A 26728-nucleotide genomic window follows, 5' to 3' on the forward strand; every position below is an offset into this window, starting at 1 on the left:
GCGGGCACAGGTGCGGCGGGTGCGGGCACAGGTGCGGCGGGCGCGGCGGGTGCGGGCGCGGCGGGGGAGGGGGCATCGGCGTGAGGGGCAGCGGGAACCGTGGTCCGCCGGTTTTTCTCAATAAACTTCCCCGCCTGGGTGCTAAAAGTCTTCAGCGCGCCGTTGAGCTCGTTGATGCCCTGCGTGATTGCCTGCGGCATGCTGTCTTGCTTGGCGGTGCCGGCGGGCTGGCGCGGGGAACTACCCTTATCCTCGGGCGTATGCGCAGGCCATTGGCCCTCTGATGCACACTCCGGCGGCTGGGCGTGAGAGCCTTGTTCCACGATATTCACCGACTTATCCGCCGTTGCGGCCGCAACCGCCGCGGAGCCCACCAGGAAGTCAACGGTGTAGGAAGTCCCACCGGTGGTGGCGTCAGTGAACTCCGGGTTATAACTGAAGGTGGCCTCGTAGCGGCCCGGCTCGGTGAAAAGAATTCCCGTATGCGCGTGGGTATGCACCGGAAAATCCCACTGTTGGCTGGGATGGAAAGAATCCAAAAGGACGCTGGCCGGCTGGCTCAAACTGGCCTGTTTCCACAACACCACGCGGGCGGTGTCGCTGGGCTTGTGGTTGAGCTGCATCTGCAGCGGCATGGTGGACGCGCCGGAAATATCCTCAGCGTAAATGCCCAGGGTGGAAAAACCCATCCACGGAATACCGGGCTTTTGCACCTCCGGGAGGTTAAAAACTTTAGGCCCAACGTCTATGCCCAGCTCCGCTTTGATGGCGGCGGAGTCCTGGACGGCGTTGCCGCACACGCCCACGTACACGGTCCCGGAGGGGCGGTAAGCGGAGTGCGAATTCTTGTCGCGGCTGCCATCATCGCGCAGCAGCACCTCCACCTGGGAGCCATCTTTGAGCAGGTGGACATCCTGGTGGTTATCGCGGATGAGGTAGCGGGTATCTTCCTGCGCCCAGGCGGCGGGGGCGCACGCTAGGCCTGCTGCTAGTCCAAGGGATAGAGCGTAGAGTTTCATGCTTTCTTCTTTCTAATCAGACCTTGGGTGGGGCTAAAGACCCAGGTGGCCAAGAAGATGGTGGTCAGCACCAACACGATGGTGGCGCCGGTGGGTAGGTCAATAGCCCAGGAAAAGTAGATGCCGGCAACCGCGCCCACCACGCCCACACAGGAAGCAATGGCCATGGTGGCCTTCAAGTTGTCGGTGAGCAAACGCGCGGTGGCAGCCGGGGTGATAAGCAGCGCCAGCACCAAAATATTGCCGATGGTCCGCACGCTCATTACCACCGCCGCCGTCACCGCCAGGTAGATGACCAAGTCCAGGAAAAACACCGGCAAGTTCATAGCCCGGGCGGTTTCCCGGTCCAAAGCCACGGCGGTCAGCTGCGGCAGCAGGAATAACACGGTGGCAATAATCATCACCCCGGCTATGGCGGCAAAGGTGATATCGCCGGTAGAAACGCCCGTGATGGAGCCAAAGAGGAAGTTGTTCAAACTGGCGGTGTATCCCTGGGTCTTTGAGATAACCACCAGGCCCAGGGCAAAAGCGGCGGCGAAGAAGATGCCTATGACGGCGTCTTCGCGGATGCGCCGGCGCTGGGAGAACACCGCTATCAAGATGGCCACCGCCGCGCCCGCCAGCGCCCCGCCCGCCAGGACGGAAAATTGCAGCGCAAACGCGATGGCCAGGCCGGGGAAGACGGCGTGCGCCACCGCGTCACCAATAAAGGACATGCCGCGCAGCACCACAAACGTGCCAATCACCGCGCACACTATGGCGGAGATGATGGAAATGAGCAAGGCTTTGGGCAAAAACGCCAACGCCGGGTTGGTGAGGTCGTGGAGAAAATCAAAAAAGGAAATATCTATCATTTGATGTGCGCTCCCACCAGAGTAAGAAGGGGAGAGGAGTTGCTGACCTGGAAAGTATCCATCCAGATCTGCGGGTTGGCTAGGGCAGGCGGCGGGCCGTCGGCGCAGATACCGCCGCGAAACAGCACCAGGCGGCTGCAGGAATTGAGCGCCTCACCCAAGTCGTGGGTGGACATGACAATCGCGGTTCCCTGCGCGGCTAGTTGTTCAAACAGCGCGGTCAAGGCCTCCGCGGTGGGCATGTCCAGGCCGGTGAAGGGCTCATCTAACAGCAGCACCTTGGGCCGGGTGGAAAGCGCCCGCGCCACCAGCACGCGCTGGCGTTGCCCGCCGGAGAGCTGGCCAATGGGCCGCGCCCGCAAGTCCGTTAGGTCCACCCGGGCCAGCGCTTCGTCCACGGCCTCGCGGTCTGCTTTTCCCGCGCGCCCGAAAAAGCCCCGCATGCCGATGCGCCCGTTGCCCACGCATTCCGCAATACTCATGGGGAAATCCCAGGCAAACTCGTGGCGTTGCGGCACGTAGCCTATCTGGCGGCGGATGTGGGTGAAGTCGCTATGCCCGCCTACTTCCACCGTTCCGGTGGAGGGGATTAGCCCCAAGATGGCCCGCATGAGGGTGGTTTTGCCGGCCCCGTTAGGCCCTATGAGCCCAATGAATTCCCCGGCGTCTACCTGAAAATCAGTAGCGGAGAAAATCTGCCGGCCGGCCAGCGTTACCCCTAGATTCTTAGCGTTGAGGATTGCCACTAGCTCTCCTTTTTCTTCACCAGCAAGCGCACGACCACGCCCAGCACCACAACTATTAGCAGGCCCACCACCGCGATGATGGCCCACAGTACCCACTGGGAATCCCCCTGGGTCTGCGGGGCGTCCGTGTCTTGGTCCCCGTCCCCGGCGGGCAGATATTCGCCAGTGAATTGGGATTCCTGCGCTTTAGCCAAGTCCACGCCTTCACCCACGGCAAAGCTCAGCGTTTGGGTGGCATCGTGGGTGGTGCCGTCTTGGAACTCGGTGGTGAACTTCACGGCCACGTGGTGGATTCCGGGCTCGGTAAATACCCAGTTGGCGTGGGTGTGGGTGTTGAGGTCTACGAAGAGATCCTGGGCGTGAGGCTGCGCGGAGGTCCACAGCAGCTGGGGCTTTTCAAAGCCGCCGTTTTGCAAAAACAGCGTGAACTGGCCGGGGCCATCGTGGCCTAAAAAGGTCATGGTTACCCCGCGGGTGGCGGCTTCCACAAAGGGCGGGGACTGCGTGGACCACCCCAGCCAGGGCACGCCGGCTTGCTCGGTTTGGGGGACTACCCACACATCTTCGCCCGGCTGCGCCCCCACAAAGTCAAAGTCTTCGGTTTGGGGCAGCTGCTGGATGGCTTTGTCGGAGACTACAAAAAGCGTGTCATCCAGCCCGCGCCAGGTGGGCGGGGCGGCGGTGTCATCGCGCACCATCACCGCAAAGCCGTCTGGGGTAACCAGCGGGCCCAGGTCTGCGTGGCCCTGGCGAAATTCGGTGAGCGTCCCGGCGGCGGCCACTGGCTCATCCGCGGTGACCACCTGGTTGAGGTCCCCGGCGTAGGCCACCGGCTGGGATAGGGCCAAAAGCCCCGCGGTTAAAGTTGCGGCGGCAATTTTCTTAAGGTTCATCTAAATCTTCCTTTGTAAACAGCGGGTAATTTCTTGAGTATTGGCGCGCATGAGTTTCAGGTAGCTGTCCACGTCCCCAGCAAAGGTGTCGCTGTGGATTGTGCACACCGCCACGCCCAGTCTGTGGGCGGTTTCACTCAACACGCCCGGGCGTTCAGCCAACGCTGGTTCCAAAAACACCGCCGGCACGCGCAGGTTCTCCAGGGTGCGGGTCAGCGCAATGACATCGCGCGGGCTGGGTTCAACCGCAGGGTTGGGCGTAACAAAGCCCGCCACGTTAATGCCGTACTCCGCGCCCAGGTAGGCGTAGCCGTCATGGGTGGTAACCAGGTGCCGGCGCGTGGCGGGAATGGATCCAAACTGCGCCCGCATCCACCCATCAAGTTCGGTGAGTTTATCCACGTAGGCATTAGCGTTGGCGTGGTAGATATCCCGCCCGCCGGGGTCTTGGGCCGTGAGTTCTTCTTCAATCACGCGCACCATCCCGATGGCCGCACCCACGCTATGCCACAAGTGCGGGTCAACTTCCCCATGCACGTGCTTGCCCAGCACCGCCTGCGGCAGCAGATAGGTCTCCTCCCCAGCCGTGCCCAAGAAGCGGAACGTGGGATCCCCCGGGATGTGCTGGAGCACGCTGGAGGGGACCTCTACTACCGTGCGCGCCGGATCATAGTCATAGTTGGTGTCAATCCCCTCCGGCGCGTCCCCGCGGATAACTATTTCCTGGCTATCTAAGTCAGTGGTTAAGTCCATGTGCCCGTGGTCTAGTACCACCGGGTCCGGATTGGCAGGGTCCGTGTGCGGGTCCACGCCCACGGCCACGGTGATGGTGTTCTCACCCACCGGCGTGTGCCCGTCCAGGAAGGAAGCGAAGGTCAAGCGGTAAAAACCCGGCTGGGAAAAGGCCCAGGAAACGTGGGTGTGGGCGTCTACGGGCAACGTGGTGGAGTCATGGTCATCAACGCCGTCCCGGGTGTTGAACAATACCTCCGGCAGGCCGAAGGTGCCGGTGATATACGCCGCTGCTTCCCCGGGGCCCTTGGCATCAACCAGCTTGACCTCAACCCCGGAGTTGCGCTGCGCGCCCAGGGATTCGCCCGTACCGGCAATGCGCATGCCAAACCACACGGTGTCGAGCGCAATATTTTCCACCAACGGGATAAGCTCCGCGCCGTGCCGGGGGGCTTGTTCTGCCACGGCCACCACGGGAACGCCGGGGCGGGAGGATTGGTGCGCGGTCTTGAGCAAGGACTGCTGTTCAAGGAGCAAGCCGTTGGTGAAGATAAGGTCCGCGTTGGCCACGTTGCGCACGCTGCGCAGCCCGGGTTCGAAGGTGTGCGGGTCCGCGCCGGGCGGGATTAGTGCGGTCACGCGTGCTCTTTGGCCTGCAACGTTGCGGGCCATGTCCGCGACGATGGGGGTGGTGGCCACCACATCAAACACGCCGTCTGCCTCACTAGGGGCATTGCTTGCCGATACCCCCGTGGCGCAGCCCGCCAGCAACGTCCCCGCAGCCACTATAGATAGTGCCACGCGCATTTATTTGCCCTCCCGCTTATTCAAGGCGGAAAGCAAGGCGGTGCTCCCGGCACCGAGTACAAAAAGCCCCAGCCCCAAGATGACGTAGGGCAGCGTCTTGATGATCTTTTCTGCCAGCGTCAAAGGGGCGGTATTCGGATTGGGGGTGCCGCTAGCCTTAACAACGTCGGTGGAGGCATCTTTGCCGTTTGCTTGCCCGGCGGCGTCTGGGACGGTGCCGGCGGCTTCTGGCGCGGTGCTGGATTGCGCGGGTGCGGCAGCGGGGGCATCGGCGGCAGGTGCTGGTGCGATGGCTGCTGCGGCCGCGAGCCCGGGGTCACAATTGTTACCGTGGGGGTTAAAAGACGCACCGATATCGAAGTGGCCGGACTGCGCCCCGGAACCCACGTGGAATACCAACGTGCCGGTAGCAGCGGTGGTCTGCCCATTTTTCAGTGTGGCAATCTGGCGGATAGACACCTGGTAGGTACCCGGTGCGCCGAAGACCCAGTTGGGGTGAACGTGGGAATTGCGCGGGATGATGTGTGTTCCCTGCGCCTGGTTATTGGCGCCGCGGAACCATTCCTCGCCCACAATTGTCCCCAGCCCGCCCTGGCTGTAGACCACCATGGGGCCCGGCCCGGAAAAGCCCACCAGCTCCCAGGCCACGGGGCCCTGAGTGTGCTCCAAGAGCGAGGCGTGCTGGTTATTAGACCCCACCCACGGCACGTTGGGCTCTTGCGTGGAACCAATCATCCACACCTTGCCCTTGGGCACCGGGCCAATGGCCACGGGAAGGTCTTTAACGGCGGCGTTGCCCAGATGAAATTCCAGCTCACCAAAGTTGCGCCACGTGGCGGGCACGGTGGTGTCATCTTTGATCATGGGAACCAGTAGGGGAGTGCACTGCCGGGGCGTTTGCTGAGAAGTTTGCTGGCGGGGTTGCGCCGCTGGTGCGGCCGGTGCCGCTGGTGCCGGTGCGGCTGGTGCTGCGGGGGCCTGGGGGCGGGGCGGCTGCGCCGGTGCGGGTTGCTGGTTTGCTTGCGGTTTCGGCTTGGCGGAGGTGGTGGGGTCGTCTTTTAACCAGTCCAGGTTGAGGCCGGAATCTGCCGCCGCGCCTGCACCGCCGGTACCGTCGCCCACCACCCAGGTGTAGGTGGCGGTGTTAGACGTGGTGCCGTTGCCCTCAGCTTGAACGGTCATGGTGTAGGTGCCGGGCTCGCTAAAAGCCCAGTTGACGTGGCGGTGGGCGGGATTGCTTTGGACAATTTGGGAGCCTGCGCGCAGTTCCAGGGAACCGCTGCTGGTCACGCCCCGGACATCGCCAAAGCCAGGGGTTTCAAAGATGTACACGGTGCCAGGACCGCGGACATCTTGGAAATTGAAAGTGATAGTGGAATAGCCTGCCCCTTGCACCTCTAGGGTGTCCCAGCCGGGCCAAAGCAGGCCCGGCTGTTGGCTCTGGGGCAGGTAGTAGGTGGCCCGGCCGATCTCCGGGACCTGTGTGGTGGCATCGGAGTAAGCGTTTTGGCCTACCCGGAGGGTGACATCGCTTGCGCTTTGATACACGTGACTGCCGGTGATGTCTTCTTTGATGAGCAACTCCAACCCGGAGCCGGAGGGCCGGACGGTAAAAACGTCCAGGTGCCCATCCTGTAACTCCACCGCTAGGGCGCGGGGAGCAAACAGGCAGAGGACAAAGACCGCAAGTAACGCGGCAGGGGAGCGCAAGAGATGTTTTTTCATATGCCTTTAGGGGTTACAACGGTGGTTTAGAACTTGGGTAGGCCCGGAATCATGCCGCTTAAAGCTGCACCGGCGGCCCCCAGGAGGGCAACAATCGCGATAACAATGCCGGCTATTGCCCCGCCGTCAAGGCTGCTTTGGGCAGCGGGCTGGCTGGGCGCGGGCTGGCTGGGTGCTGGCTGGCTGGGCGCGGAGCGCGGATTTTCTGCCACCTCCCAGGTGTACGTGGCCTCATTAGACACCAAGTCCCCCTGGGTAGCCTGCACCTTCATGGTGTAGGTACCGGGTTTAGTGAAAATCCAGTTGGCGTGTGCATGGGAGGTAAGGGTATCAATCTGTGAGCCGGTTTTAAGCTCAAAGCCGGTATCGGTAAAGACCGAGTTCATGGCAACCTTGCCCTTGTCGTTGTTGCCAGTGGTCTGGAAAAGGTAGACCTGCCCAGGGCCAGTGACATCAAGGAATTTGAAGGAAATGGTATTGAGGTCCTGGTAGGGGAGGGGCTCCCAACCGGGCCACAACACATCTTGGTCCTGTGACTGCGGCAGGTAGGCGGCCGCGCCCTGGGCTACGTCTGTTTCCAGGTTCTGGAAGAACTCAGCATCCTTCCACGCTTTATCTGTGACCTTCAGCAGCACTGACTCCGGTGCGCGCTCCACATCGGAGCCGGTGATATCTTCCAGCAGGTTCAGCTGGAGTTTGCCGTCTACTACTTTGGTGGCAAAGATATCGGTATGGCCCTTTTCCAGGACCGTTGTGTCAGCGGCGCTGGCCGTGATCCCGGAGGAAGCCAAGGCTACGGCGGTAAGCCCCGCAATGGCGGTGGTGGTTAATTTCATGGGGTGAAAACTCCTTAGAAGTGGGGTTGGGTCTTTTAACGGTTGAGCATGTTAGGGATTACGCGGCGCACAATGTCTAGGACGCTGTGCAGACCGCCAATTCCCAGCAGGGTCAGAATCAAGGTTGCTACGGTGCCCACAATGGGAACGATGGTCCTTCTCCACAGGAAGTCGTTGCTATCCTGGCCTGGTTTATTTGGCACCGTGGTTTCGGGAACGGTGGTTTCGGGCGTGGAAGGCTGCGGCGTGGTGGTTTCGGGCGTGGAAGGCTGCGGCGTGGTGGTTTCGGGCACGGTGGTTTCCGGCGCCGGGGTGTCCTTGGCGGCCTTGAAGGCGTCGCATTCAGTGCCGGCGGGTTGCCCAGCTACAAAGGCCAGGACCTCAGGCTCGGTTGTTACCGTCTTGCCATCGGTAGTGGTGGCCTCAAAGTAGGTCTTGAATTTGTACGCTCCGGGCTTGCTGAAAGCCCAGTTCATGTGAACGTGTGTGGAGTGTTCAATGTCCACCTCGTAATCCTTATTGACGGTGTCAACAAGAACTTCTGGCTTAGGGTTGCTCAGAGTGGAATTTTGGAACAGGCCAAACTGGGCACCGTCGGGGAGTGCTACGGGCTCGACGTGCCAGCGCACTCCGCCTTCAAAAGCATCCATGTTTAGAGCCTGGGTGTTATAACCCGGCCACAGCAGGGACGCGGAGTTGGTTTCCGGGAGGAGGTAAAAGTGCTTACCGTCCTCCAGGTACTTCGGGTCAAGGAAGTCAAGGCCCTCATGGCGGTTGGAGTAAACCTGCCGGGATCCTGGGACTGCCACGTTGAGGACTTCGGAAACCTTCCGGTCATAGAAGTCTTCCGATTCGGTTCCGGTTTCATCACTGATTGCCATCTTGAGGGAAGCACCATCGCGGCGGACCTTCAGGTCGGTGTGCCCGTGGTCGAGGAGGATCCGGTCCTCGCAGAACTGGGCTTTCTTTGGCTCCGGGGTGTTCTTGGGAGGCTCAGCGGCGGCGTAGCGTTTCAGGACTGCGGTGGGCAGCGTGGTTTCCCCATTTACTGGTTGCGGGGTGGTCTTGGTGGAGGACTCCACTTCGATTGTGGAGTGGGGGAAAGCCTGCACACTTACTGACTTACCATTCAATTCATAAGAATCCAGTATGAGTTCACCGTGACCGCCTTCGACGAAGTGGCTGTATTTGGTGATCTCGTCCTCAGACTCCAGTGTTACTAGGCCACGGAACTTCGGATCGGAGAAGTCAAAGGATGCCTTGAAATTGTCTTCGTCTATCGGGGTGATAGTGGTGGTGAAGTCAATGTCCTTGGCAGGCTCATAGCTTTCTAGGCTTTGTTTGGAATTGCGGGGGTCGGCCTTTTCCGGCGCGATGGTTTCCGCACTTTGATCCGAGGTGACGCTTTGCGCGATACCCTTGTGGTCATCATCTACCTTGCGCGTGAGAACTGGCGTTATCCATTTGCTGCCCTTCTCATCAGCTGGGATGAATACCGCTTGAATGTCGGAGGATTCGGGGCCCACCATCTCGTGCCACTCGGCTTTGCCGTCTTTGACCTCCAAGTCTGTGAGGTGGTAGCCGTTGTTTAGGAGGGTTAGCGTGCCGTTGACATTAGGATCCTTCGCGTCGAAGGTGAAGGTGTCTAGGTGGGCGTCGCCGTCCCAGCCCCGGGTTGAGGTCAGAGGGGCGAATCCGAAGGAGTAGCCAGCAGTCGCGGCGTCACCGGCTGGGGCGGCGTTGTAGCGTTCCATCAGAGGTGCGGTGGCTTCATCTTTGGGCTTTTGTCCGCCTACCTGCACTACCAGGGTTTGGACCTCGGAATGGATTAGGGATTTGTCATCCTTGCTCCGGCCCGAGACACGGTATTTGAGCTCGTAGCGACCGGGCTGAGTGAAGAGGGTGTAGTTGTGGGTATGCTCAGCGAATTTCAGCTGGGAGGAATGCTGGCTGTTTTCGCCGCTGCCAAGGATTTTTGACAACCCGAGTGGGTAGCTGCCCTCGTAGTAGCCAAACATTTCTACGCGTCCGGGCCCGTTGGCTTCTACTAAGTCGAGGAAGAATTTGCCGTCTTGGAATGGTTCCATTTTCACGGATTCGTCTGCACCGAATCCCCACCATACTGGGTTGCGGTTGCCCCACGGGTTTACCGGTGCGGCGTAGTAGGTTCCGCCTTGTACTAGGTGGGCGTAGTCAAAAGTGTCATCTTCGGGGATGGTTAGTTGGTATTGCTGCTTCCATTTGTTGGACCAGCCTTTGCCAATGTAGATGACGGATTCATCGAGCTGGGCAATTTGGTGATTGGCGTATTCGGTTTGGAGTTTGTAGGTGCCGTCATCTAGCCGGAAGGTCTTGGGTGAGTCGATGTGGTGTTCGGTTACTACCAGTTTGCCGTCGTCCGGGCCTGCTAGAGCCACGGTAGGGGTGATGGCAAGGGAGAAGGCCGTGACGGCTGATAGGACGTGCAATGCTCGGCGGTGTTGGGTCATAGGGGGCCTTTCAGGGAGAAGGGGTAATGGAAATAGATGCCATTTAGGACTGAAGAACACTTTAGCCTATTGGAGATTGATTTCAATACCGAGTGGGGATCTTTGTTCCCAACGACACCCCTTGGCGCCGGTGGACCCGCAGGCGCGCCGGGAGCACGGCGCTTAGCAGGGCTAATGCCCGCCCGGTTGGGAAACGGGAGGAAAATAGGGACAATCGAGCCCAGAGCACTAATTAAATCTTGAAAGGATTTTTCCCATGGCAAAAATTTACGCCGACCTTCTCATAGAAACCCTGGAAGCCCAGGGCGTTAAACGCATCTACGGCCTGGTAGGGGACTCACTTAACCCCATCGTGGACGCGGTGCGGCGTTCTGATATTGAGTGGGTGCACGTGCGCAACGAGGAAGCCGCAGCCTTTGCCGCTGAGGCGGATTCCTTGACCACTGGTGAGCTGGCGGTCTGCGCGGCATCGTGCGGCCCGGGCAACACGCACCTCATCCAGGGGCTCTACGACGCCCACCGCAACGGCGCGAAGGTGCTGGCTATTGCCAGCCACATCCCTTCAGCGCAGATAGGGTCTAAGTTTTTCCAGGAAACCCACCCGGAGCTGATTTTCCAGGAGTGCTCCGGCTACTGTGAAATGGCCAACGGCGCGGACCAGGGCACCCGGATTTTGCACCAAGCCATCCAGTCCACCCTGGCCGGCAAGGGCGTGTCCGTGCTGGTTGTGCCGGGGGACGTCACGCTGGAAGAAGTTTCCGATGCCTCCCCGGTTACCGGCAAACTTTCGCGCGGCAAGCCGGTGGTCTACCCGGACGCGGCGGAGGCGGCGGCGTTGGCGCGCGCCATCAATGAGGCTAAGACTGTGGCGTTGTTTGTAGGCGAAGGCATGAAGGACGCCCGCGCGGAGGTCCTGGCTTTGGCGGAGAAAATCAAGGCACCTATCGGCCATGCGCTGGGCGGCAAGATGCACATCCAGTATGACAACCCCTTTGATGTGGGCATGTCCGGGCTGCTGGGCTACGGTGCCGCGCACGACGCCACGCATGAGGCGGACCTGCTCATCCTGGTGGGCACAGATTTCCCCTATAACGACTTCCTGCCCACCAAGAACGTGGCGCAAATTGATATTGATGCCTCCCACATCGGCCGCCGCACCCGGGTTTCTTACCCCGTGGCTGGGGACGTGGCCGCAACCATCCAAAACATCCTGCCGCACGTGGAGGAAAAGGCGGACCGCTCTTTCCTGGACAAGATGCTCAAGGAGCACCACGACAAGCTAGAGCACGTGGTGGAGGCCTACACCGAAGGCGTGGAGCACCTAAAGCCGCTGCACCCGGAGTACCTGGCCAACATCATCGACGAAGAAGCTGCTGCCGATGCCGTCTTTACCGTGGACACCGGCATGTGCAACGTGTGGGGCGCGCGCTATATCACGCCCAATGGCCAGCGCCAGCAAATTGGTTCCTTCCGCCACGGCACCATGGCCAACGCTTTGCCCATGGCTATCGGCGCGCAGGCGGCCAACCCGGGCCGGCAGGTAATTTCCTTCTCTGGAGACGGCGGTTTGTCCATGCTGATGGGCGAGCTGCTCACCGCCAAGCTGCATGATTTGCCGGTGAAGATTTTTGTGTTCAACAACTCCTCGCTGGGGATGGTCAAGCTAGAGATGCTGGTCCAGGGCCTGCCGGAACACCAGACGGACCATGAGCACGTGAACTACGCGGACATTGCCGCTGCTGCGGGCATTAAGCACTTCCGCTTGGAAGATCCCCAGGACGCTCGCCGGGTTATCCGCGACGCCCTGGCTTATCCTGGCCCGGTGTTGGTGGATATGGTCACTGACCCCAACGCGCTGTCCATCCCGCCCACGCTAACCTTTGAGCAGTTCTACGGCTTTTCCAAGGCGGCGGCGCGCACGGTGCTCAACGGCGGCGTGGGGCGCATGTTGGATTTGGCAAAGGCCAATTTGCGCAACATTCCGCGGCCGTAGGCTTTAGTGGTTCCCTACCTGCTTGGCCCGCTTGGGGTCGCGTACGGGGATGAGGATGAGCGCGCCCACTAGCAGCACGGCGCCGATGGCCAGTACGCCGCCGCGGTCCCCTTGCCCCATGAGGGAAACGAACACGCCGAACAATAGCGGGGTGAGCCAGGAAACTGCGCGCCCGGTGGTGGCGTAGAGGCCAAACATTTGGCCTTCGCGGCCCACCGGGGCCACGCGTGCTAGGAAGGCGCGGGCGGAGGATTGCGCCGGGCCCACGCACAGGCACAGGATGATACCGCAGATCCAAAACGCCGTGGGACCGTGGGCTATGTACATCACCCCGGCCATGGCGGTGAGGATGAACAGGCACGTCATGATGATGATTTTGGGGCCAATCCGGTCATCGATGAGCCCGCCCACTACGGCGCCTAGGGCGGCGGCTACGTTAGCTGCTACGCCAAAAATCAGCACGTCCCCGGAGCTGAGCCCGTAGACGGACACGCCTAGGACCGCGCCAAAGCTAAAGACTGCGGATAACCCGTCGCGGAAGACGGCGGAGGCGAACAGGAAGTACAGGGCGTTGCGGTCATCTTCCCATAGCTCGCGCAAGGAACGGAACAGTTCCCGGTAGCTGTCAGTGAAGCTGCCCACGGGTTCCCCGGAGGGGGTGATTTCCGGGACTCGCGCGATGACCGGGATGGCGGAGAGCCCAAACCACAGCGCAGCCACTAACGCCACCAAGCGGATATTCCAGCCGCCTTCGGTTGATAGCCCCAGCAGGCCGCCGTCCCCGGAGACAAAGCCGAAGTAGCAGATGAGCAGCAGGACTATCCCACCGAAGTAACCGGCGGACCACCCCAGGCCGGAAATCCGCCCCACGTTGGATTCCGTGGAAACTTGGTTGAGCTGCGCGAAGTAGTTGACTTCCGCGAACTGGATGGAGATAGACCCCAGTGCCATGCCGGCTAAGCCCAGCCAGAAGTACACCGGGGCGTCATTGCGGATGAAAAACAACGAGGCCATGATGACAAAGGTCACTGCTGACCACAGAGCCAGTTCGCGCCGGCGGGTTCCCTTCCGGTCGGAGCGCTGACCCAGCACCGGGGTGACTGCGAAGATGACTAGCCCGGCTAGTGTCAGTGACAAGGAAAGCCACTGGGCCGGGGTGAATTGGGAGTCTATCTGCTTTCCCACGGAGTCAGTGAGGTAGACGGCAAAGATGAAGGTTACCAACACCGCGTTGAAAGCGGCCGAGCCCCAGTCCCACAGGGCCCAGGACAATACGGTGAGGCGGTCGGTGCGCCTGCCAGTTTGATTCATGCCACAAAAGCTTATTCGTCCGGAGCCCAAAGCGCACCCCGAGTCCACCCCACCGCTCACAGGAACCTGACAGCAAGTGTTCAGGCGGTGGGATAAGCAGAGTGGAATACTAAGGAAAAGACTGCCTAACCGCGCTTGCTAAACCGCAGGCAAGAAACTGAGAAGGAACCCCGCTATGGACGCAAAAGTAACCCCGCCCGCAGAGTCAACCACCATCCTGGTGGTTGATGATGAACCCAATATCGTTGAGCTACTCACCGTTTCCCTGAAGTTCCAGGGCTTTGAGGTGCGCACGGCCAACTCTGGCTCGGAAGCACTGCGCATTGCCCGCGAAATTGACCCGGACGCCTACATCCTTGACGTGATGATGCCCGGCATGGACGGCTTCGAGCTGCTGAGCAAGCTGCGCACTGAAGGCCTGGACGGCCCAGTGCTCTACCTCACCGCTAAAGACGCGGTGGACCAGCGTATCCACGGCCTGACCATTGGCGCGGATGACTACGTAACCAAGCCTTTCAGCCTGGAGGAGGTCATCACCCGGCTGCGCGTTATTCTGCGCCGGGGCAAGGCTGCAGAAGATACCCAGTCTGACGCCACCATGAGCTACGCGGACCTGACCTTGAACGATGACACCCATGAGGTGACCAAAGGTGGGGAGCTCATTGAACTTTCCCCCACTGAGTTCAACCTGCTGCGCTACCTGATGCAAAATAAGGAAGTGGTGCTGTCCAAGTCCAAAATTTTAGACAACGTGTGGCACTACGACTTTGGCGGTGACGGCAACGTGGTGGAGTCCTACATTTCCTACCTGCGCCGCAAGATTGACACTGGGGACACCCCGCTCATCCACACTGTCCGTGGCGTGGGCTACGTCCTGCGCCTGCCGCGTTCCTAGCACCTCCCGAGCACCAGCGCGGCACCGCGCGCCCTTTAAGAATTAAGGACTTGTTTTGATCCCTTTTGGTACCTCGTTGCGTACCGCCCGTGAACGCGCCACCGGCACGCGCAACGTCTTCCCCCGGGCCCTTCCGCTGCGGCACTCCCTGCTTCTCATTTTGGTGACGGTGTCATTCCTGGGGCTACTTTCTAGCGCCTTTGCCGTCAATGTGGTCATGCGGCAGGTTATCTACGGTCAGGTGGACAAGGACCTGGTCAACGCCGCACGCGGGTGGGCCAGGAGTGAGGAGCTCTACGGTGAGGACGTCACTAGGTACCCGCCCACCGACTACTCCATCATCAGCTACCGCGAAAACGGGGCAGTAAAATACTTCAACATCGAGCCCAATTCGGTGCCCAAGGTGGCGGACCTCGTTGTGGGCGGTGCGCCCCAAACAGTGGCCGCCGTGACCGGTGATGGACCGTTCAGCGAAAAAACGGGCGAATGGCGTGCGGTGGCAGCAGAATACAAAGGCACCATCATTGTGGTGGCTAAGCAGGTCAAACGTGAAAACACGCAGCTCAACGGCCTGGCTACTATGCAGATTTTCATCTCCTTGGCTGTGGCGGTCCTGGTGTTTTTGGTGGGCTTGTCTGTAAGCCGGCGGGCACTAAAACCTCTGCGTGAGGTGGAGCGCACGGCCGCCAGGATTGCGGACGGTGACTTGGGTGAGCGCGTTCCCCACTGGCCTGAGCACACCGAGGTGGGCCAGCTTTCCCGGGCGCTAAACTCCATGATTGAGCGGCTCCAGGAGTCGGTGGAAAACGCACAGAGCAAGGAGGAGCAGATGCGCCGGTTTGTCGGCGACGCCTCCCATGAGCTGCGTACGCCACTGACCAGCTTGCGCGGCTACACAGAGCTCTACCAATCTGGGGCCATGCCGGACGCGGACAAGGCCATGAGTATCATCGACGCGGAGTCTAAGCGCATGTCTGTGCTGGTTGAGGACCTTTTGGCCCTGACCAACGCGGAGGACAACCGCCCGGAATACACCACCGTGGATATGTTGGAGCTAGTTCTCAACGTGGGTGCCACCGCCCGCGGGGCGTTTCCGGACCGCTGTGTTGAGGTGGTTAACAAGGCGGGGTCTATCCCGCTGGTCAGTGGCCAGGCGGACCGCCTGCACCGCGTGTTCCTCAACTTGGTTGCCAATGGCTTGAAGCACGGCGGCCCGGAGGCTTCAGTGGCCATTGAATTGCGGCGGGATGCGCACAACGTTTATGTGGATGTCATTGATGACGGCGCGGGTATGCCCCCGGAGGTGGCCGCGCATATCTTCGAGCGCTTCTACCGCGCCGATGAATCCCGCACCCGCGACACCGGCGGCTCCGGCCTAGGCCTGGCGATTTCCAAGACGCTGGTGGAACAGCATGACGGTCAACTGAGCGTGAACTCGGTGGAAGGCAAGGGCTCCACGTTTACGGTGTCCTTGCCGGCGCTCTCGGACTAGCTTGCTGCCTGCCGCTACCTGCCGCCGCCGCTTGCCGCTGTTGCCTGCCGCCGCCGCTGCTGCTGCCGCTGCTTGCTGCTTGCTGCCTGCCACCGCTTGCCGCTGCTGCCGCTGCTTGCTGCCTGCAGCTACCTGCTGCCTGCCACCGCTACTTGCCGCAGCTTGCCGCCACCGCTACTTGCCGCAGCTTGCCGCCGCCGCTGCTGCCGCTGCTGCTGCCGCTGCTTGCTGCTACTTGGCTCCCGGGAAGCCGTCTTTGCCGGTGTCCAGGTGCTGGCGGATACGGGTGGCGGCCTCATCCATGGCGCCGTCATCGGTGGCGTCGGCTGCGTAGGCCTGGCCAAAGTCATACTCCTCCATCTTGTCGGCAGGGAAGAGGTGAATGTGGGTATGAGGGACATCAAAGCCGGCAATGATGTAGCCGGCGCGGCTGGAACCGAAGGCGTTCTTCACGGCCTGGCCCACCTTCAGGGCAACCTGATTGAGGTGCGCCCAGGTATCCGGGTCCAGGTCAGTCCACTTATCCACCTCCGCAACCGGCACCACTAGGGTGTGGCCATAGCGCAGGGGTTCGATGGACAAAAACGCCACGGCCTTGTCATCGCGGTAGACAAAGCGGGCGGGAAGTTCGCCATTGATGATCTTGGTAAATACAGAAGACATGGGTTTCACCCTACCGGCAAGTAGGATAAGGGGCATGCGTATCCTAGTTATCGGTTCGGGCGGCCGCGAACACGCCCTGATTAAAGGCCTTGCCGCTGACCCACTGACCACCGAGCTGCACGCCGCGCCGGGATCCCCGGCGTTTGCGGAGCTGGCCACCAACCACCCGGAGTACTCACAGGTAGATGACCCGGCCCGGATGGTGGAACTGGCGGAAAAGATAGGCGCGGAACTGGTTGTGGTGGGCCCGGAGGTGCCGCTGGTAGCGGGCGTGGGTGACGCCCTGCGCGCGGCCGGCGTCAAGGTCTTCGGGCCAAACAAAGCCGCCGCCCAGATTGAGGGATCCAAGCAGTTTGCCAAAGACGTTATGGCCGCAGCTGGCGTGGCCACCGCGCGCGCGGAGCAGATAACCCCCGGTGCTTCCGGTGAAGACATTGACGCCGCCCTGGCCAATTTTGGCCCCAACTACGTGGTCAAAGATGATGGGCTGGCCGGCGGCAAAGGCGTGGTAGTAACCCAGGACTTGACTGAGGCCCGCGCGCACGTGGACGCCGTGCTAGCCGCCGGTAACCCGGTGCTGTTGGAGTCCTTCCTCGAAGGCCCGGAGGTGTCCCTGTTTTGCCTGGTAGACGGTGAAACCGTGGTGCCGCTGCTGCCCGCCCAGGATCACAAGCGGGCCTTTGACAATGATGAGGGCCCCAACACCGGTGGCATGGGCGCCTACACGCCGCTGCCGTGGTTGCCGGAAGACGGCGTTAAGCGCATCGTGGATGAGGTCTGCGTGCCCGTGGCTAAAGAGATGGTGCGCCGGGGCACCCCGTATTCAGGGTTGCTCTACGCCGGCCTGGCGTGGGGCGCGCAGGGCCCATCCGTGGTGGAATTTAACTGCCGCTTTGGTGACCCAGAGACCCAGGCCGTGTTGTCCTTGTTAGAATCCCCGCTGGCCCAAGCACTTGACGCCACCGCGTCTGGCACCCTGGACCAGCTGCCGGAGCTGCAGTGGAAGGACGGATACGCCGTCATCGTGGTGTTGGCGGCGGAGGGCTACCCGGCCAGCCCTGTGAAGGGCGCGGTCATCAGCGGAGACGCTATCACCGACCCGGAGAAGGTCCTGCACGCCGGTACTGCCCAGAATGACGCCGGGGAGTTCGTGGCCGCCGGCGGGCGGGTGCTGAGCGTCCTGGGCCACGGCGCGGACTTGGACGCCGCGCGGGCAGGTGCCTACGCGGTGTTGGATGGCATCGACATGGAAGGCGGTTTCTACCGCACGGACATCGGCGCTAAGGGGCATGACCAGCTGTGACAGAAGTAGAAATTGCCGTCGAGGGCGCGGCTGGGGCGCGGGTTGCCCTTGAGGCCGGCGCGGACCGCCTAGAGCTGTGCATGGCGCTACATTCGGTGGGCGGGCTGACCCCCACCGTAGGGCTGGCAGGAGAAGTGGTGGCCGTGGGCTTGCCCACGTTCGCGCTCATTCGCAACCGTCCCGGCGGCTTTATCTACTCCGCGGCGGACCTGGCCGTCATGGAAGCGGACATCAAGGCGCTGGACCAGGCCGGGGTAGCAGGCTTTGTTATCGGCGCGGCCACCCCGGACGGCGGGCTGGACTTACCGGCCCTCGACCGGCTCATCCGCGCCGCGCCGGGCAAGGAGTTCGTGTTACACCGCGTCTTTGACATCCTCACCGACCGTGAAAAGGCGCTAGAACAACTAGCCGGGCGGGTCACCCGCGTGTTGACCTCTGGTGGTAGACCCACCGCCCCGGAGGGCGCGGCGGAAATCTACCGGTTGCAGGAAAAAGCCCCCGGAATAGAACTCATGGCCGGCGGTGGGATCAAGCCCAGCACGGTGGAAGCGTTAAAAGGCGTGCGGTCTGTGCATGGCTCGGCAGCGGCGGAATTGCGCCAGTATGGGCCCACCGGACCAGGCGGGCGCGGCGAGGCAGTCATGGACACTGACCCGCAACAAGTCAAAGCGTTAGTACAAGCGGTCAAGGCGTGGAATAATAGCCCTTGTGGCTGAAAAGAAGAATATAACCAACGTCCTATCCGCGCGGTACGCATCTCCAGCAATGGCGGAGATCTGGTCGCCTGAAAATAAAATTGTCCTAGAGCGTCAGCTCTGGATTGCCGTGATGCGCGCCCAAAAAGACCTGGGCGTGTCCATTCCTAACGGCGTAATCAAAGCCTATGAGGCTGTTGTTGACCAGGTGGACCTAGACTCCATCGCGGAGCGTGAGCGCATAACGCGCCACGACGTGAAGGCGCGCATTGAAGAGTTCAATGCCCTGGCCGGCCACGAGCACATCCACAAGGGCATGACCTCCCGTGACCTCACCGAAAACGTGGAGCAGCTACAAATCATGCGCTCGCTGGAGCTGGTGCGCGACAAAGCAATTGCCGTGGCCGCCCGCGTGGGTGAGCGCGCCGCTCAATACCAAGGTCTGGTCATGGCGGGCCGCTCCCATAACGTGGCCGCGCAGGCCACCACGCTGGGCAAACGTTTTGCCTCCGCGGGTGAGGAAATCCTGCAGGGCATCGAGCGCGTGGAGTCCTTGCTGCGCCGCTACCCGCTGCGCGGAATCAAGGGGCCCATGGGCACCTCCCAAGACATGCTGGACCTTATGGGCGGCTCCGAGGACAAGCTGGCTTCGCTAGAGACCAGCATTGCTGATCACCTAGGTATCAGCCGGATTTACAAGTCCGTGGGCCAGGTCTACCCGCGCTCCCTGGACTTTGACGCCGTTTCCGCGCTGGTGGAGCTAGGTGCCGGTCCTTCTTCTTTGGCCACCACCATCCGGCTGATGGCCGGTAATGAAACCGTGACAGAGGGCTTCAAGGAAGGCCAGGTGGGATCTTCCGCCATGCCGCATAAGATGAACGCGCGTTCCTGCGAGCGCGTGTGCGGCTTCCAGGTTATCCTGCGCGGCTACCTCACCATGACCGCTGATTTGGCCGGCCAGCAGTGGAACGAAGGTGACGTCTTTTGTTCCGTGGTCCGCCGCGTGGCCTTGCCGGACGCTTTCTTTGCCATTGACGGCATGTTTGAGACTTTCCTCACCGTGCTGGCGGAGTTCGGTGCGTTCCCGGCTATGTTCGATCGCGAGCTGGAACGCTACCTGCCGTTCCTGGCCACCACCCGTATCCTCATGGCGGCCATCCGTGCCGGCGTGGGCCGGGAAACCGCGCACGAAGTCATTAAGGAACACGCCGTGGCTGTGGCCCTGAACATGCGCGAAAACGGCGGGGAGCAAGATCTCATCGAGCGCCTTGCTGCCGATGACCGCCTGCCGCTAGACGCCGCCGCCCTAGAGAAGGTTCTCTCCGACAAGAAGGCGTTCATCGGCGCTGCGGAATCCCAGGTTGCTCAGGTCCTCATCCGCATCAAGGCCCTAGCGGACCAGCACCCCCGTGCCGCCCGCTACCAGCCAGGCGATATCCTCTAAAAGCCGCTAAAAACCGCGGGGGAGCCCGGGCAGTGCAATCCCGCCCGGGTTCAGTAGCCCCGAGTTGAACAGGTAAGCGCCCAACCCCAGCAACCCCAGGATGGCCGCTACTATTCCCACGATAGCCCCCGTGCTGGAGCCCTCATTATCCTTGGTGGGCACCACCACGGGGACTTCTACTTGCGGTACCGGCTGAAAGCCCTCACTGACCCCGCGCTCTTGTAGTTGCTTGATGCAGTCGCGGAAAGCCGCGCGCAGAGCCTCGTTGCCAGAGGCCGCCTCAAACTCCGCAATAGCAGTGCGCAGCTGGCCTTCATTGGCGGCCAAAATCGCGCGGAACGCCGAGCTAAACTCCTGTCCTTCGGATAGCAGCGGTGCCCGGTTGCCTGTGGGGATGGACTCTATGTACTGGCGCGCCCGGTTGATGGAAGACTCCAAGAAAGGCTGCGTGAGTACCTTCAGCAGGTCTTCGGACAGCTGGCTGCTGGGGGTATCGGCAGTAATTATGGCCAAGTCTGCGGCGTTGAAATCTTGCTCATCTAGCTCACGCGCCTGCCGGGCGGCAGCCTCCAAGGTGGCGCCGTAGGCTGCAACAAGGGCGCGGGCGGCCTGCTCATCGCCCGTAACGCGGCACAGATACTGCCCGTGGGCGGACTGGCGGATATCAAGTTGTGGCTGGGCATGGGCGCTGGGGGCGGCAATGAGGCTCAAGGTAAGCGCCGCAATAATGGGAATACGGATGGGTTTCTCCTTTAAAAGGGCAATACTGCTATATGATCTTAAACTATGCGCCCTGAGTTGAAAGATTACAAACACCTGTCCTCCGGCAAAGTCCGGGATATCTACGAAATAGATGACGCCACCTTGCTCATGGTGGTCTCTGACCGCATTTCCGCCTATGACCACGCCCTGGAACCGGCCATTCCGGACAAGGGGCGTGTGCTCACCGCCACCACCATGTTCTTCTTTGACGCCATTGATTTCCCCAATCACCTGGCAGGCCCTGCCGATGATGAGCGTATTCCCGCCGAGGTCCTCGGCCGCGCCATGGTGGTTAAAAAGCTGGACATGCTGCCCTTCGAGTGCGTGGCGCGTGGCTACCTAACCGGCTCCGGGCTGAAGGAATACCAGGCAGATGGCACCGTGTGCGGTATCGCGCTGCCAGGCGGCCTGGTGGAGGCCTCCCGCCTGCCCGAGCCCATCTTTACACCTGCCACCAAGGCGGAACAGGGCGAGCACGACGAAAACGTTTCTTTCGATGCCGTCGTGGCCAAGCTTGGCACCCAGCGCGCGGAGCAACTGCGTCAGGCCACCCTGGACATCTACTCCAAGGCCGCCGCGATTGCGGAGGAGCGCGGGATTATCCTGGCGGATACCAAGTTTGAGTTTGGCCTAGATTCTGACGGCACCCTGGTGCTAGCAGATGAGGTCTTGACCCCGGATTCCTCCCGCTACTGGCCAGCCGACACCTACGAAGAAGGCAAGGTCCAGCCTTCCTTTGACAAGCAATACGTGCGCAACTGGCTGACCTCCGAGGACTCCGGCTGGGACGTCGACGCTGACACCACCCCGCCGCCGCTGCCGGATGACGTGGTGGCAGCCACCCGCGACCGCTACGTTGAGGCCTACGAGCGCCTTTCGGGCAAGTCTTTTTGAGCCAGATGAGCCTCACAAAAGAAATATTAGATGGTCTCCTGCGTACAGTTGGCCTAGCTTCAGAGTCTCGCTACGACCTTCTTCGAAGCGGAAGTAATTTTATCTATCTTCTCCCGCGACTGGATCTCGTCGCCCGAGTTAGTCAAAAGCCTTTCAAAGAGGTTCAGGCTAATTTGAACATCGTCGCTGAGTTGTCCAACCGAGCTCCCGTGCTCAAGCCCGCGGAGATGAGAGTTGCTGAGTACTCTGGTTGGACCGCTACATTTTGGCCTCGAGGTGCTGATATCTCCAACAGAGTGGAAGAATTCGGAGATGCGCTTGAGGCGCTCCACCAGTGTCCAGTTCCCGGTGCTATAGAACGAATTGATCCCTTGTCCCCGGTTGCCGGGAGGTTAAGGAAAGCAGCCCTGGCTGGGGTGCCAGAACGTTTCGTCGAAATTATCGCTACCCGGGCGGAAGAGCTACAAACGTCCTGTCGTGAGATGGTGATGGATGGGAGCGTGCTTCTTCATGGGGATGCCCACCTAGGAAATGCGGTGGAATTCGACGGCCAGGTAGTTCTTATAGACCTAGATGATTTGTGTTACGGGCCCTGGCAGTACGATTATGTACCCTCACTTACCGCTAGTGTCCGGATGGGAAACAAGGAGCTTTATCGGCGGATTATCGGTGGGCGTTGGTATGAACTTATGGAATGGGAATGGGTTGAAACAGCCGTACGCGTCCGGGAGACGACGATGCTTGCTTGGTTGGCCTCGGTATGGGGCGAAGGAGAAGAACAACAGAGAGAACTTGTGCGAAGAATTGACGGAACGGATCAGGACACCCAGTGGAAAGCCATCTAGTTCCCATTGAGGATTTCCAAAACAGGCGTGCGATACGAATATCGTTGTTGATTGAAATTTTGGAGGGAGATATCCCTGCTGATGACGAAAGCTTCAATCCGCCGGACATTAAGTTCGGGCGGTTAGCGCGCTACGTGGCAAACAATCCGACGATCTTACCTCAACAGACACCGTTCGAAACACGCAGTGTCAATAATAAAGGAGTCAGTTATCGAGAGAGTGTGTCACTGTGGAGAAGCTCCACTAACGGAGTACCAGTGCTGCTTTATACAGCGGACATAGATGCCTCGACACCTCTTAACGAAGTGGTAGAAATAATTAACTTTATATTCGAGCGCGAGGAATTAGCCTTCGCTGCTTACGGAAAAGAAGGATTATCTGATGCGGTTCGGACTAAGTATTGTCTCGTTTTCCTTCCGCAAAGCTTAGAGGTGCCCGATTTTGATTTCCAGCAACGTATTATTTACCGGGCTAATCTTGATGCTTCTCCAGAGTTTATAAACCTTATATATCCCCCGGAGTTGAATCGTCGGGAAAATACGGGTGCAGCCTTGGGGCCACTGGTCGCTTTGCTATGGGGCCACCAGGATTATGTCGAGAATATTGCGCTACTATCTGCCATCATGGCGGTAGGCGCAGAAAGCGGTTTAAGGCGCACCCATGTCCGGGCGCTGGCGTTGTTGAAGGATGTTGATTCGTTTCTACCGAAGTACCGGAGTCTTTCAGCAGATCGGCATAGATTACTGAGATATTTGTCCGAAATCGTGGAGTTGGAAAACCTACTGATTCTCTCTGCTGATGCGGGTGTCAATCTGTTTACTGTAATCCCCTCACTACGACCCGCAGATTTTCATAGAGCTCTTTATGGAGTCTTGGAGATCCAATCGGATCGCGATCGAGCTGCCAGAATCCTCAGCCGGGTGAATTCGATGGTTTCAGCTCGCGCGGATCAGATTCGGGCTATGGAAGAGTCTGAGAAGTCCTCCCGTAATCGGAGATGGGTCATCTCAGTTTCAGCGGCCTCCACCATCGCTATACCCTTCAGTATCATTTTTGGCTACTTCAGTCTCGAGGGTAGTCAGCCCGACCCAGATCATTTCTTTATCAATGTTCTATTTTATTGGAAGTTTTATTTGACGCTGTTGTTAGGAACCATTATCATATTCGCATTGCATGGGCTTTTCTACCATTTAGACCGGAGAAGACTTAACTCAGAGTACGGTGGTGACCCTCGGTCTAACTTAGAATAGGATCGTTTAGGGGCAATTTTAAACCCTCGACCCTTAAGACCACCTCTACGTCTTAGACTTTGCACTCTCGGGATTTTCCTATGGCCTGAGTCGCGAGTCAGGTTTTGGGCGCGACTACTCGACCTATGTGGCAGTTTAGAAGAAGTAGCGCGGTTCCTGCCTAGCCCTGGATCCGGGGGTGGGCGATTGGGTTCCGCAGACTTCTAGGTCTTCGTAGGCGTAGTCAGTTTGCATGCGCGCGAATATCCGGCCGCAGGCCTCCGCGTCGGCTGAAGCTAGGTGGTGGTCCAGCTTCTCACCGGGAAAGTAGTGGTCAAAGACCAGGTTGAGCCGGTGTTTGGGTAGCTCGCACAGCTTGGCGCGGGCAATTTTCAGCGTGCACATGCGCGGGTTGATTAGGTTTTCGTGGCCGTATGCCAGTGCGAGGCTATTGAGCACCGAGCCGTCGAAGGCCATGTTGTGTGCTACCAGCACGCGGTCGCCTATGAAATCCAAGACCGCGGGGCGGATGTCTGACCAGTACGGGGAGCCGGCGACATCGGCAGCTGTGATGCCGTGAATACCGGTGTTTCTGGCCTGGAAGTAGTCCACGCTGGGGTGGGGGCGCAGCAGCTGGTAGTAGGTGGCGCTGACCTGGCCGTTGGCGTCAAAGGCGGCCATACCCACCGAACACGCTGATGCCCTTTTTCCGTTAGCGGTCTCAAAATCAATCGCGACAAATTCTTTCATGGCGTTCCTTCTAAAAATTCTAGTCCGGGGTGCTTAAAGGTCAATCCAGTAACGCATGGTCTTAGCGCGCACGTCTTCAAGTTTGCCGCCACAGCGTTCGATGACCTTCTGCGATCCGTAGTTCTCCACGTCGCAGGTCAGTAGGATCCGGTCTAGGCCGCGTTGCTCCGCCAGTGGCAGGAGTTCGCGCAGGGCTTGCGTGGCCAGCCCGCGCCCGCGCTCCGAAGGCCGAATCGAATATCCCACGTGGCCGCCGAAGTTTAGCAGGTAGTCGTTGAGCTCGTGGCGCAGCGCGATAGCCCCCAGGAACTCACGGTCTTCGACTAGCCAGTAATAGCTACACGTCACGTAGCCCTTTTTTAGCGGCACGGTCTCTTGGCGCTCGAGCGCAGCAATCCACTCCCGGAACGCCTCCGGGTCTTGGATATCGCGCGCATGCTCAACGCCACTGCCGTCTTGGTGCTCCTCGCTCCACTCCTGGTGGGCGGCCAGGAAGGAGTCGTGCAATTCGGCGGTGGGTTTAATCAGCATGGCTTAATTTTATCGCAGAAACCTTGCCAAAAAGGCACCGATGCCCGAAAGCAGACCCAGGCCACCTAGCAGCGCGCCTAGGATAATCCCCACGATCTGGTCCGTTGTTAGGCCCATTGTCAGGCCCTGGGATTTCTCCGGTTGCGGCTTTGGTGGCTGGCCGGGAGCTGGCGCTGGTTTTGGAGCCGCGCTTGGAAGAAGTTGTGGCTTGGGCGCTGGCCGGGAGGGCTGTTCTGGTTGCGCTTTCTCCGGCGCTGGCCGGGAAGGCAGCGCTGGCTGTTCTTTGGGTGCGGAAGGCACGGAAGGCTTAGAAGGCTGCTGTTTTGGGGGCGTAGGAGGTTCGGATGGTTCGGCAGGCTGTTGTTTATCTGGCGGGGAGGGCAGACGTGGTTCTTTAGGTGGTTGAAGCTCATCTTGCTGCTGTGGCGGTGCCATGGACTGAGGTTGTTCCGGTGCGGGTTTATCTTTGGTTTCCGGCTCTGGTGCTACCGGTGAGGGATGCTCTGGATGCTCTGGCTGCGTTTCGGGTGCAGAAGACTCAGAAGGCGAAGACGGCGCAGCGGGTTCCGCAGGCTGCTCCGGCACTGGGGCAGCGGTGTTAGGCGGGGAGATGGTTTGGGCAATCCACTCGGCGTGCGGGGTCAGCTCCGCGAAGTCCACCAGAATGCGCCCGGCGTGAAGCGTGGAGGACGTGACGCCAGCGAGTTTTCCGTCAATGAATAGCGGGCCGCCGGAGTCGCCGCGCCGGGCTTGGGCGCCGTCCAGGTATTGCATTTCCACAACGTTGCCGCCGTGCGTGGTGGAGGAAGAGTGAAGTTGACTGAAGGCGGCATCGGCGTATTTGAGACGGTATTCCGTGCCGCCGCCCCAGCCGTAGACTACCCCGCGGTCGCGGAACTTAGGTGTCCCGGAATAAATCTCTGGGAAGGCTTCAGTGTCCATGGCCTGCACAGTGTGCAACAGCAGAATGTCCCCGGAAGGGGCTTTGAGCTTGCGGTCGGTGTTGTAGCGCTTGGAGCCGGTCTGCGAGTGCGGACGGTTTAGCCCGTGGTCAATGTGCGGTTGGTGGGCCGGCGCGGGGGAGCAGTGCTCGGCGGTAAGCACCCAGTGCGGGGCAATGATTGTTCCCGTACACGCGCCCAGCTGGACAACGTTGCGGGCCCACGGGTCAGTGTCTGTAACCTCGTGGCCGCCCACAATGGCATGTGCGGGAGTGGCGGTGCCACACAGTAGTGCGGAGGCGGTAACGGCGGCAAGTGCCTTTTTAAACATTGGGGTTAGCGCTTTCGGTGAGTAACCAAGAATGACGGGGAAATCTTAGCCGGTGCGCTGGGGAAATGAGAAAAGCGCTCCTCTAGGCCCGTGGGGAGTTGGCCCCGGGATCCTGCTGCTGCCGCAACTTAGGTGTGATGGAAGTGATTAGCCAGAAGATGGCCGTGATGGCGGTGGCAACAGGCGGCGCCAGGAAGAAGCTGATAATCACGCCGACCCCGGCCAGTGGGCTGTTTGATCATTAATATGACACAGTCGCCGTCAGGCAAGGGGTCAAGAGCGCTAGGCGGGCCGGCCGGTATCCCCTCGGCGTGGAGAAATCCGCGTTTATCAGTGGTTATGGCTAATTTTTGTTCCCGCTCAGTATTCTGGCAATGGCAGTCGCAGCTCCTTAGAGTCGGTGATTTTTCCGCAGCCCCCCAATTTGGGCACTATTGCGTGCTGCCGGTGTGATGGAAATTGACCCAGCCAACTTGGGCCAAGGGTTGCACGCCGGATACTTCACTTGTATCCTCCGGGTTGATACAGGCAAAGAGGAGGGGTGGTGC

General features: G+C 60.3%; 23 protein-coding genes. 9 read left to right on the plus strand and 14 right to left on the minus strand.

The annotated features are described in order from the left end of the window. The 8 genes from F4V58_RS01810 to F4V58_RS01845 all read right to left on the minus strand — a co-directional run. Positions 1 to 1019 (minus strand): choice-of-anchor M domain-containing protein (locus tag F4V58_RS01810; protein ID WP_211362708.1); only part of this gene is annotated, 1019 nt, incomplete at its 3' end. Continuing rightward, on the minus strand, positions 1016 to 1873 hold the full coding sequence (locus tag F4V58_RS01815; protein WP_075732862.1) for an anchored repeat-type ABC transporter permease subunit: 858 nt from the start codon (positions 1871 to 1873) through the stop codon (positions 1016 to 1018). The genes F4V58_RS01815 and F4V58_RS01810, both read right to left, overlap by 4 nt. After that, the gene (locus tag F4V58_RS01820; RefSeq protein WP_075732864.1) at positions 1870 to 2619 is read right to left on the minus strand and encodes an anchored repeat-type ABC transporter ATP-binding subunit; all 750 of its coding nucleotides are present in this window, start codon (positions 2617 to 2619) and stop codon (positions 1870 to 1872) included. The genes F4V58_RS01815 and F4V58_RS01820 overlap by 4 nt, the downstream gene beginning before the upstream one ends. Next, positions 2619 to 3512, minus strand: coding sequence for a choice-of-anchor M domain-containing protein (locus tag F4V58_RS01825; RefSeq protein ID WP_075732866.1), 894 nt, complete (start codon positions 3510 to 3512; stop codon positions 2619 to 2621). Before F4V58_RS01825 ends, F4V58_RS01820 begins: the two co-directional genes overlap by 1 nt. Beyond that, positions 3513 to 5051, minus strand: coding sequence for an anchored repeat ABC transporter, substrate-binding protein (locus F4V58_RS01830; protein ID WP_075732868.1), 1539 nt, complete (start codon positions 5049 to 5051; stop codon positions 3513 to 3515). Further along, the gene (locus F4V58_RS01835) at positions 5052 to 6776 is read right to left on the minus strand and encodes a choice-of-anchor M domain-containing protein (protein WP_075732870.1); all 1725 of its coding nucleotides are present in this window, start codon (positions 6774 to 6776) and stop codon (positions 5052 to 5054) included. A 26-nt stretch (positions 6777 to 6802) separates the two neighbouring features. Further along, the gene (locus tag F4V58_RS01840; RefSeq protein ID WP_075732872.1) at positions 6803 to 7612 is read right to left on the minus strand and encodes a choice-of-anchor M domain-containing protein; all 810 of its coding nucleotides are present in this window, start codon (positions 7610 to 7612) and stop codon (positions 6803 to 6805) included. A 35-nt stretch (positions 7613 to 7647) separates the two neighbouring features. Beyond that, positions 7648 to 10101 (minus strand): choice-of-anchor M domain-containing protein, encoded by a 2454-nt coding sequence (locus F4V58_RS01845; protein WP_075732873.1) that lies wholly within the window; start codon positions 10099 to 10101, stop codon positions 7648 to 7650. A gap of 256 nt (positions 10102 to 10357) precedes the next feature. Between F4V58_RS01845 and F4V58_RS01850 the strand changes: the two genes are divergently transcribed. Beyond that, a complete protein-coding gene (locus tag F4V58_RS01850; protein ID WP_075732875.1) occupies positions 10358 to 12094 on the plus strand; it encodes a pyruvate dehydrogenase in 1737 nt (578 codons plus the stop codon). A gap of 3 nt (positions 12095 to 12097) precedes the next feature. On the opposite strand, the gene F4V58_RS01855 is transcribed toward F4V58_RS01850, so the two are convergent. Beyond that, complete coding sequence (locus F4V58_RS01855; RefSeq protein ID WP_075732877.1) at positions 12098 to 13405, minus strand: MFS transporter; 1308 nt, start codon at positions 13403 to 13405, stop codon at positions 12098 to 12100. A 175-nt stretch (positions 13406 to 13580) separates the two neighbouring features. Here F4V58_RS01855 and F4V58_RS01860 point away from each other — a divergent pair, with 175 nt between their 5' ends. Then, a complete protein-coding gene (locus F4V58_RS01860) occupies positions 13581 to 14300 on the plus strand; it encodes a response regulator transcription factor (RefSeq protein ID WP_075732879.1) in 720 nt (239 codons plus the stop codon). A gap of 55 nt (positions 14301 to 14355) precedes the next feature. Continuing rightward, complete coding sequence (locus F4V58_RS01865; RefSeq protein WP_245803012.1) at positions 14356 to 15792, plus strand: sensor histidine kinase; 1437 nt, start codon at positions 14356 to 14358, stop codon at positions 15790 to 15792. 231 nt (positions 15793 to 16023) lie between these two features. On the opposite strand, the gene F4V58_RS01870 is transcribed toward F4V58_RS01865, so the two are convergent. After that, positions 16024 to 16455, minus strand: a complete 432-nt coding sequence (locus F4V58_RS01870) for an HIT family protein (RefSeq protein WP_075736390.1) — start codon at positions 16453 to 16455, stop codon at positions 16024 to 16026. 34 nt (positions 16456 to 16489) lie between these two features. On the opposite strand from F4V58_RS01870, the gene purD reads away from it, so the two are divergent. From purD to purB, 3 genes are read left to right on the plus strand one after another with little or no spacing between them, the layout of a single operon-like run. Next, positions 16490 to 17758: a phosphoribosylamine--glycine ligase gene (gene purD, locus F4V58_RS01875; protein WP_075732881.1), complete on the plus strand. Its 1269-nt coding sequence runs from the start codon at positions 16490 to 16492 to the stop codon at positions 17756 to 17758. After that, complete coding sequence (locus tag F4V58_RS01880; RefSeq protein ID WP_075732883.1) at positions 17755 to 18474, plus strand: copper homeostasis protein CutC; 720 nt, start codon at positions 17755 to 17757, stop codon at positions 18472 to 18474. Before purD ends, F4V58_RS01880 begins: the two co-directional genes overlap by 4 nt. Next, entirely contained in the window at positions 18458 to 19897 is a 1440-nt protein-coding gene (gene purB / locus F4V58_RS01885) for an adenylosuccinate lyase (RefSeq protein WP_075732885.1), read from the plus strand. The genes F4V58_RS01880 and purB overlap by 17 nt, the downstream gene beginning before the upstream one ends. A gap of 6 nt (positions 19898 to 19903) precedes the next feature. Here purB and F4V58_RS01890 read toward each other — a convergent pair whose 3' ends face one another. Further along, a complete protein-coding gene (locus F4V58_RS01890) occupies positions 19904 to 20608 on the minus strand; it encodes a hypothetical protein (RefSeq protein ID WP_075732887.1) in 705 nt (234 codons plus the stop codon). A 75-nt stretch (positions 20609 to 20683) separates the two neighbouring features. Here F4V58_RS01890 and F4V58_RS01895 point away from each other — a divergent pair, with 75 nt between their 5' ends. The 3 genes from F4V58_RS01895 to F4V58_RS01905 are packed head-to-tail and all read left to right on the plus strand — an operon-like array spanning position 20684 to position 23648. Continuing rightward, complete coding sequence (locus F4V58_RS01895; protein ID WP_075732889.1) at positions 20684 to 21553, plus strand: phosphoribosylaminoimidazolesuccinocarboxamide synthase; 870 nt, start codon at positions 20684 to 20686, stop codon at positions 21551 to 21553. A gap of 5 nt (positions 21554 to 21558) precedes the next feature. After that, positions 21559 to 22398 carry a phosphotransferase gene (locus F4V58_RS01900; protein WP_075732891.1) on the plus strand — a complete coding sequence of 280 codons (840 nt, stop codon included), beginning with the start codon at positions 21559 to 21561 and terminating at the stop codon, positions 22396 to 22398. Positions 22399 to 22445: 47 nt separating this feature from the next. Next, positions 22446 to 23648, plus strand: coding sequence for a hypothetical protein (locus F4V58_RS01905; RefSeq protein ID WP_211362709.1), 1203 nt, complete (start codon positions 22446 to 22448; stop codon positions 23646 to 23648). A 135-nt stretch (positions 23649 to 23783) separates the two neighbouring features. Here the strand turns inward: F4V58_RS01905 and F4V58_RS01910 are convergent, their stop codons facing one another. From F4V58_RS01910 to F4V58_RS01920, 3 genes are read right to left on the minus strand one after another with little or no spacing between them, the layout of a single operon-like run. Continuing rightward, positions 23784 to 24377, minus strand: a complete 594-nt coding sequence (locus F4V58_RS01910) for an exonuclease domain-containing protein (RefSeq protein WP_075732895.1) — start codon at positions 24375 to 24377, stop codon at positions 23784 to 23786. 33 nt (positions 24378 to 24410) lie between these two features. Next, the gene (locus F4V58_RS01915) at positions 24411 to 24908 is read right to left on the minus strand and encodes a GNAT family N-acetyltransferase (RefSeq protein WP_075732897.1); all 498 of its coding nucleotides are present in this window, start codon (positions 24906 to 24908) and stop codon (positions 24411 to 24413) included. 9 nt (positions 24909 to 24917) lie between these two features. Further along, a complete protein-coding gene (locus tag F4V58_RS01920; protein WP_075732899.1) occupies positions 24918 to 26180 on the minus strand; it encodes a S1 family peptidase in 1263 nt (420 codons plus the stop codon). Positions 26181 to 26728 lie beyond the last annotated feature (548 nt).

The sequence above is a fragment of the Corynebacterium phocae genome (assembly GCF_008693075.1).
Classification (GTDB): Bacteria; Actinomycetota; Actinomycetes; order Mycobacteriales; family Mycobacteriaceae; genus Corynebacterium; species Corynebacterium phocae.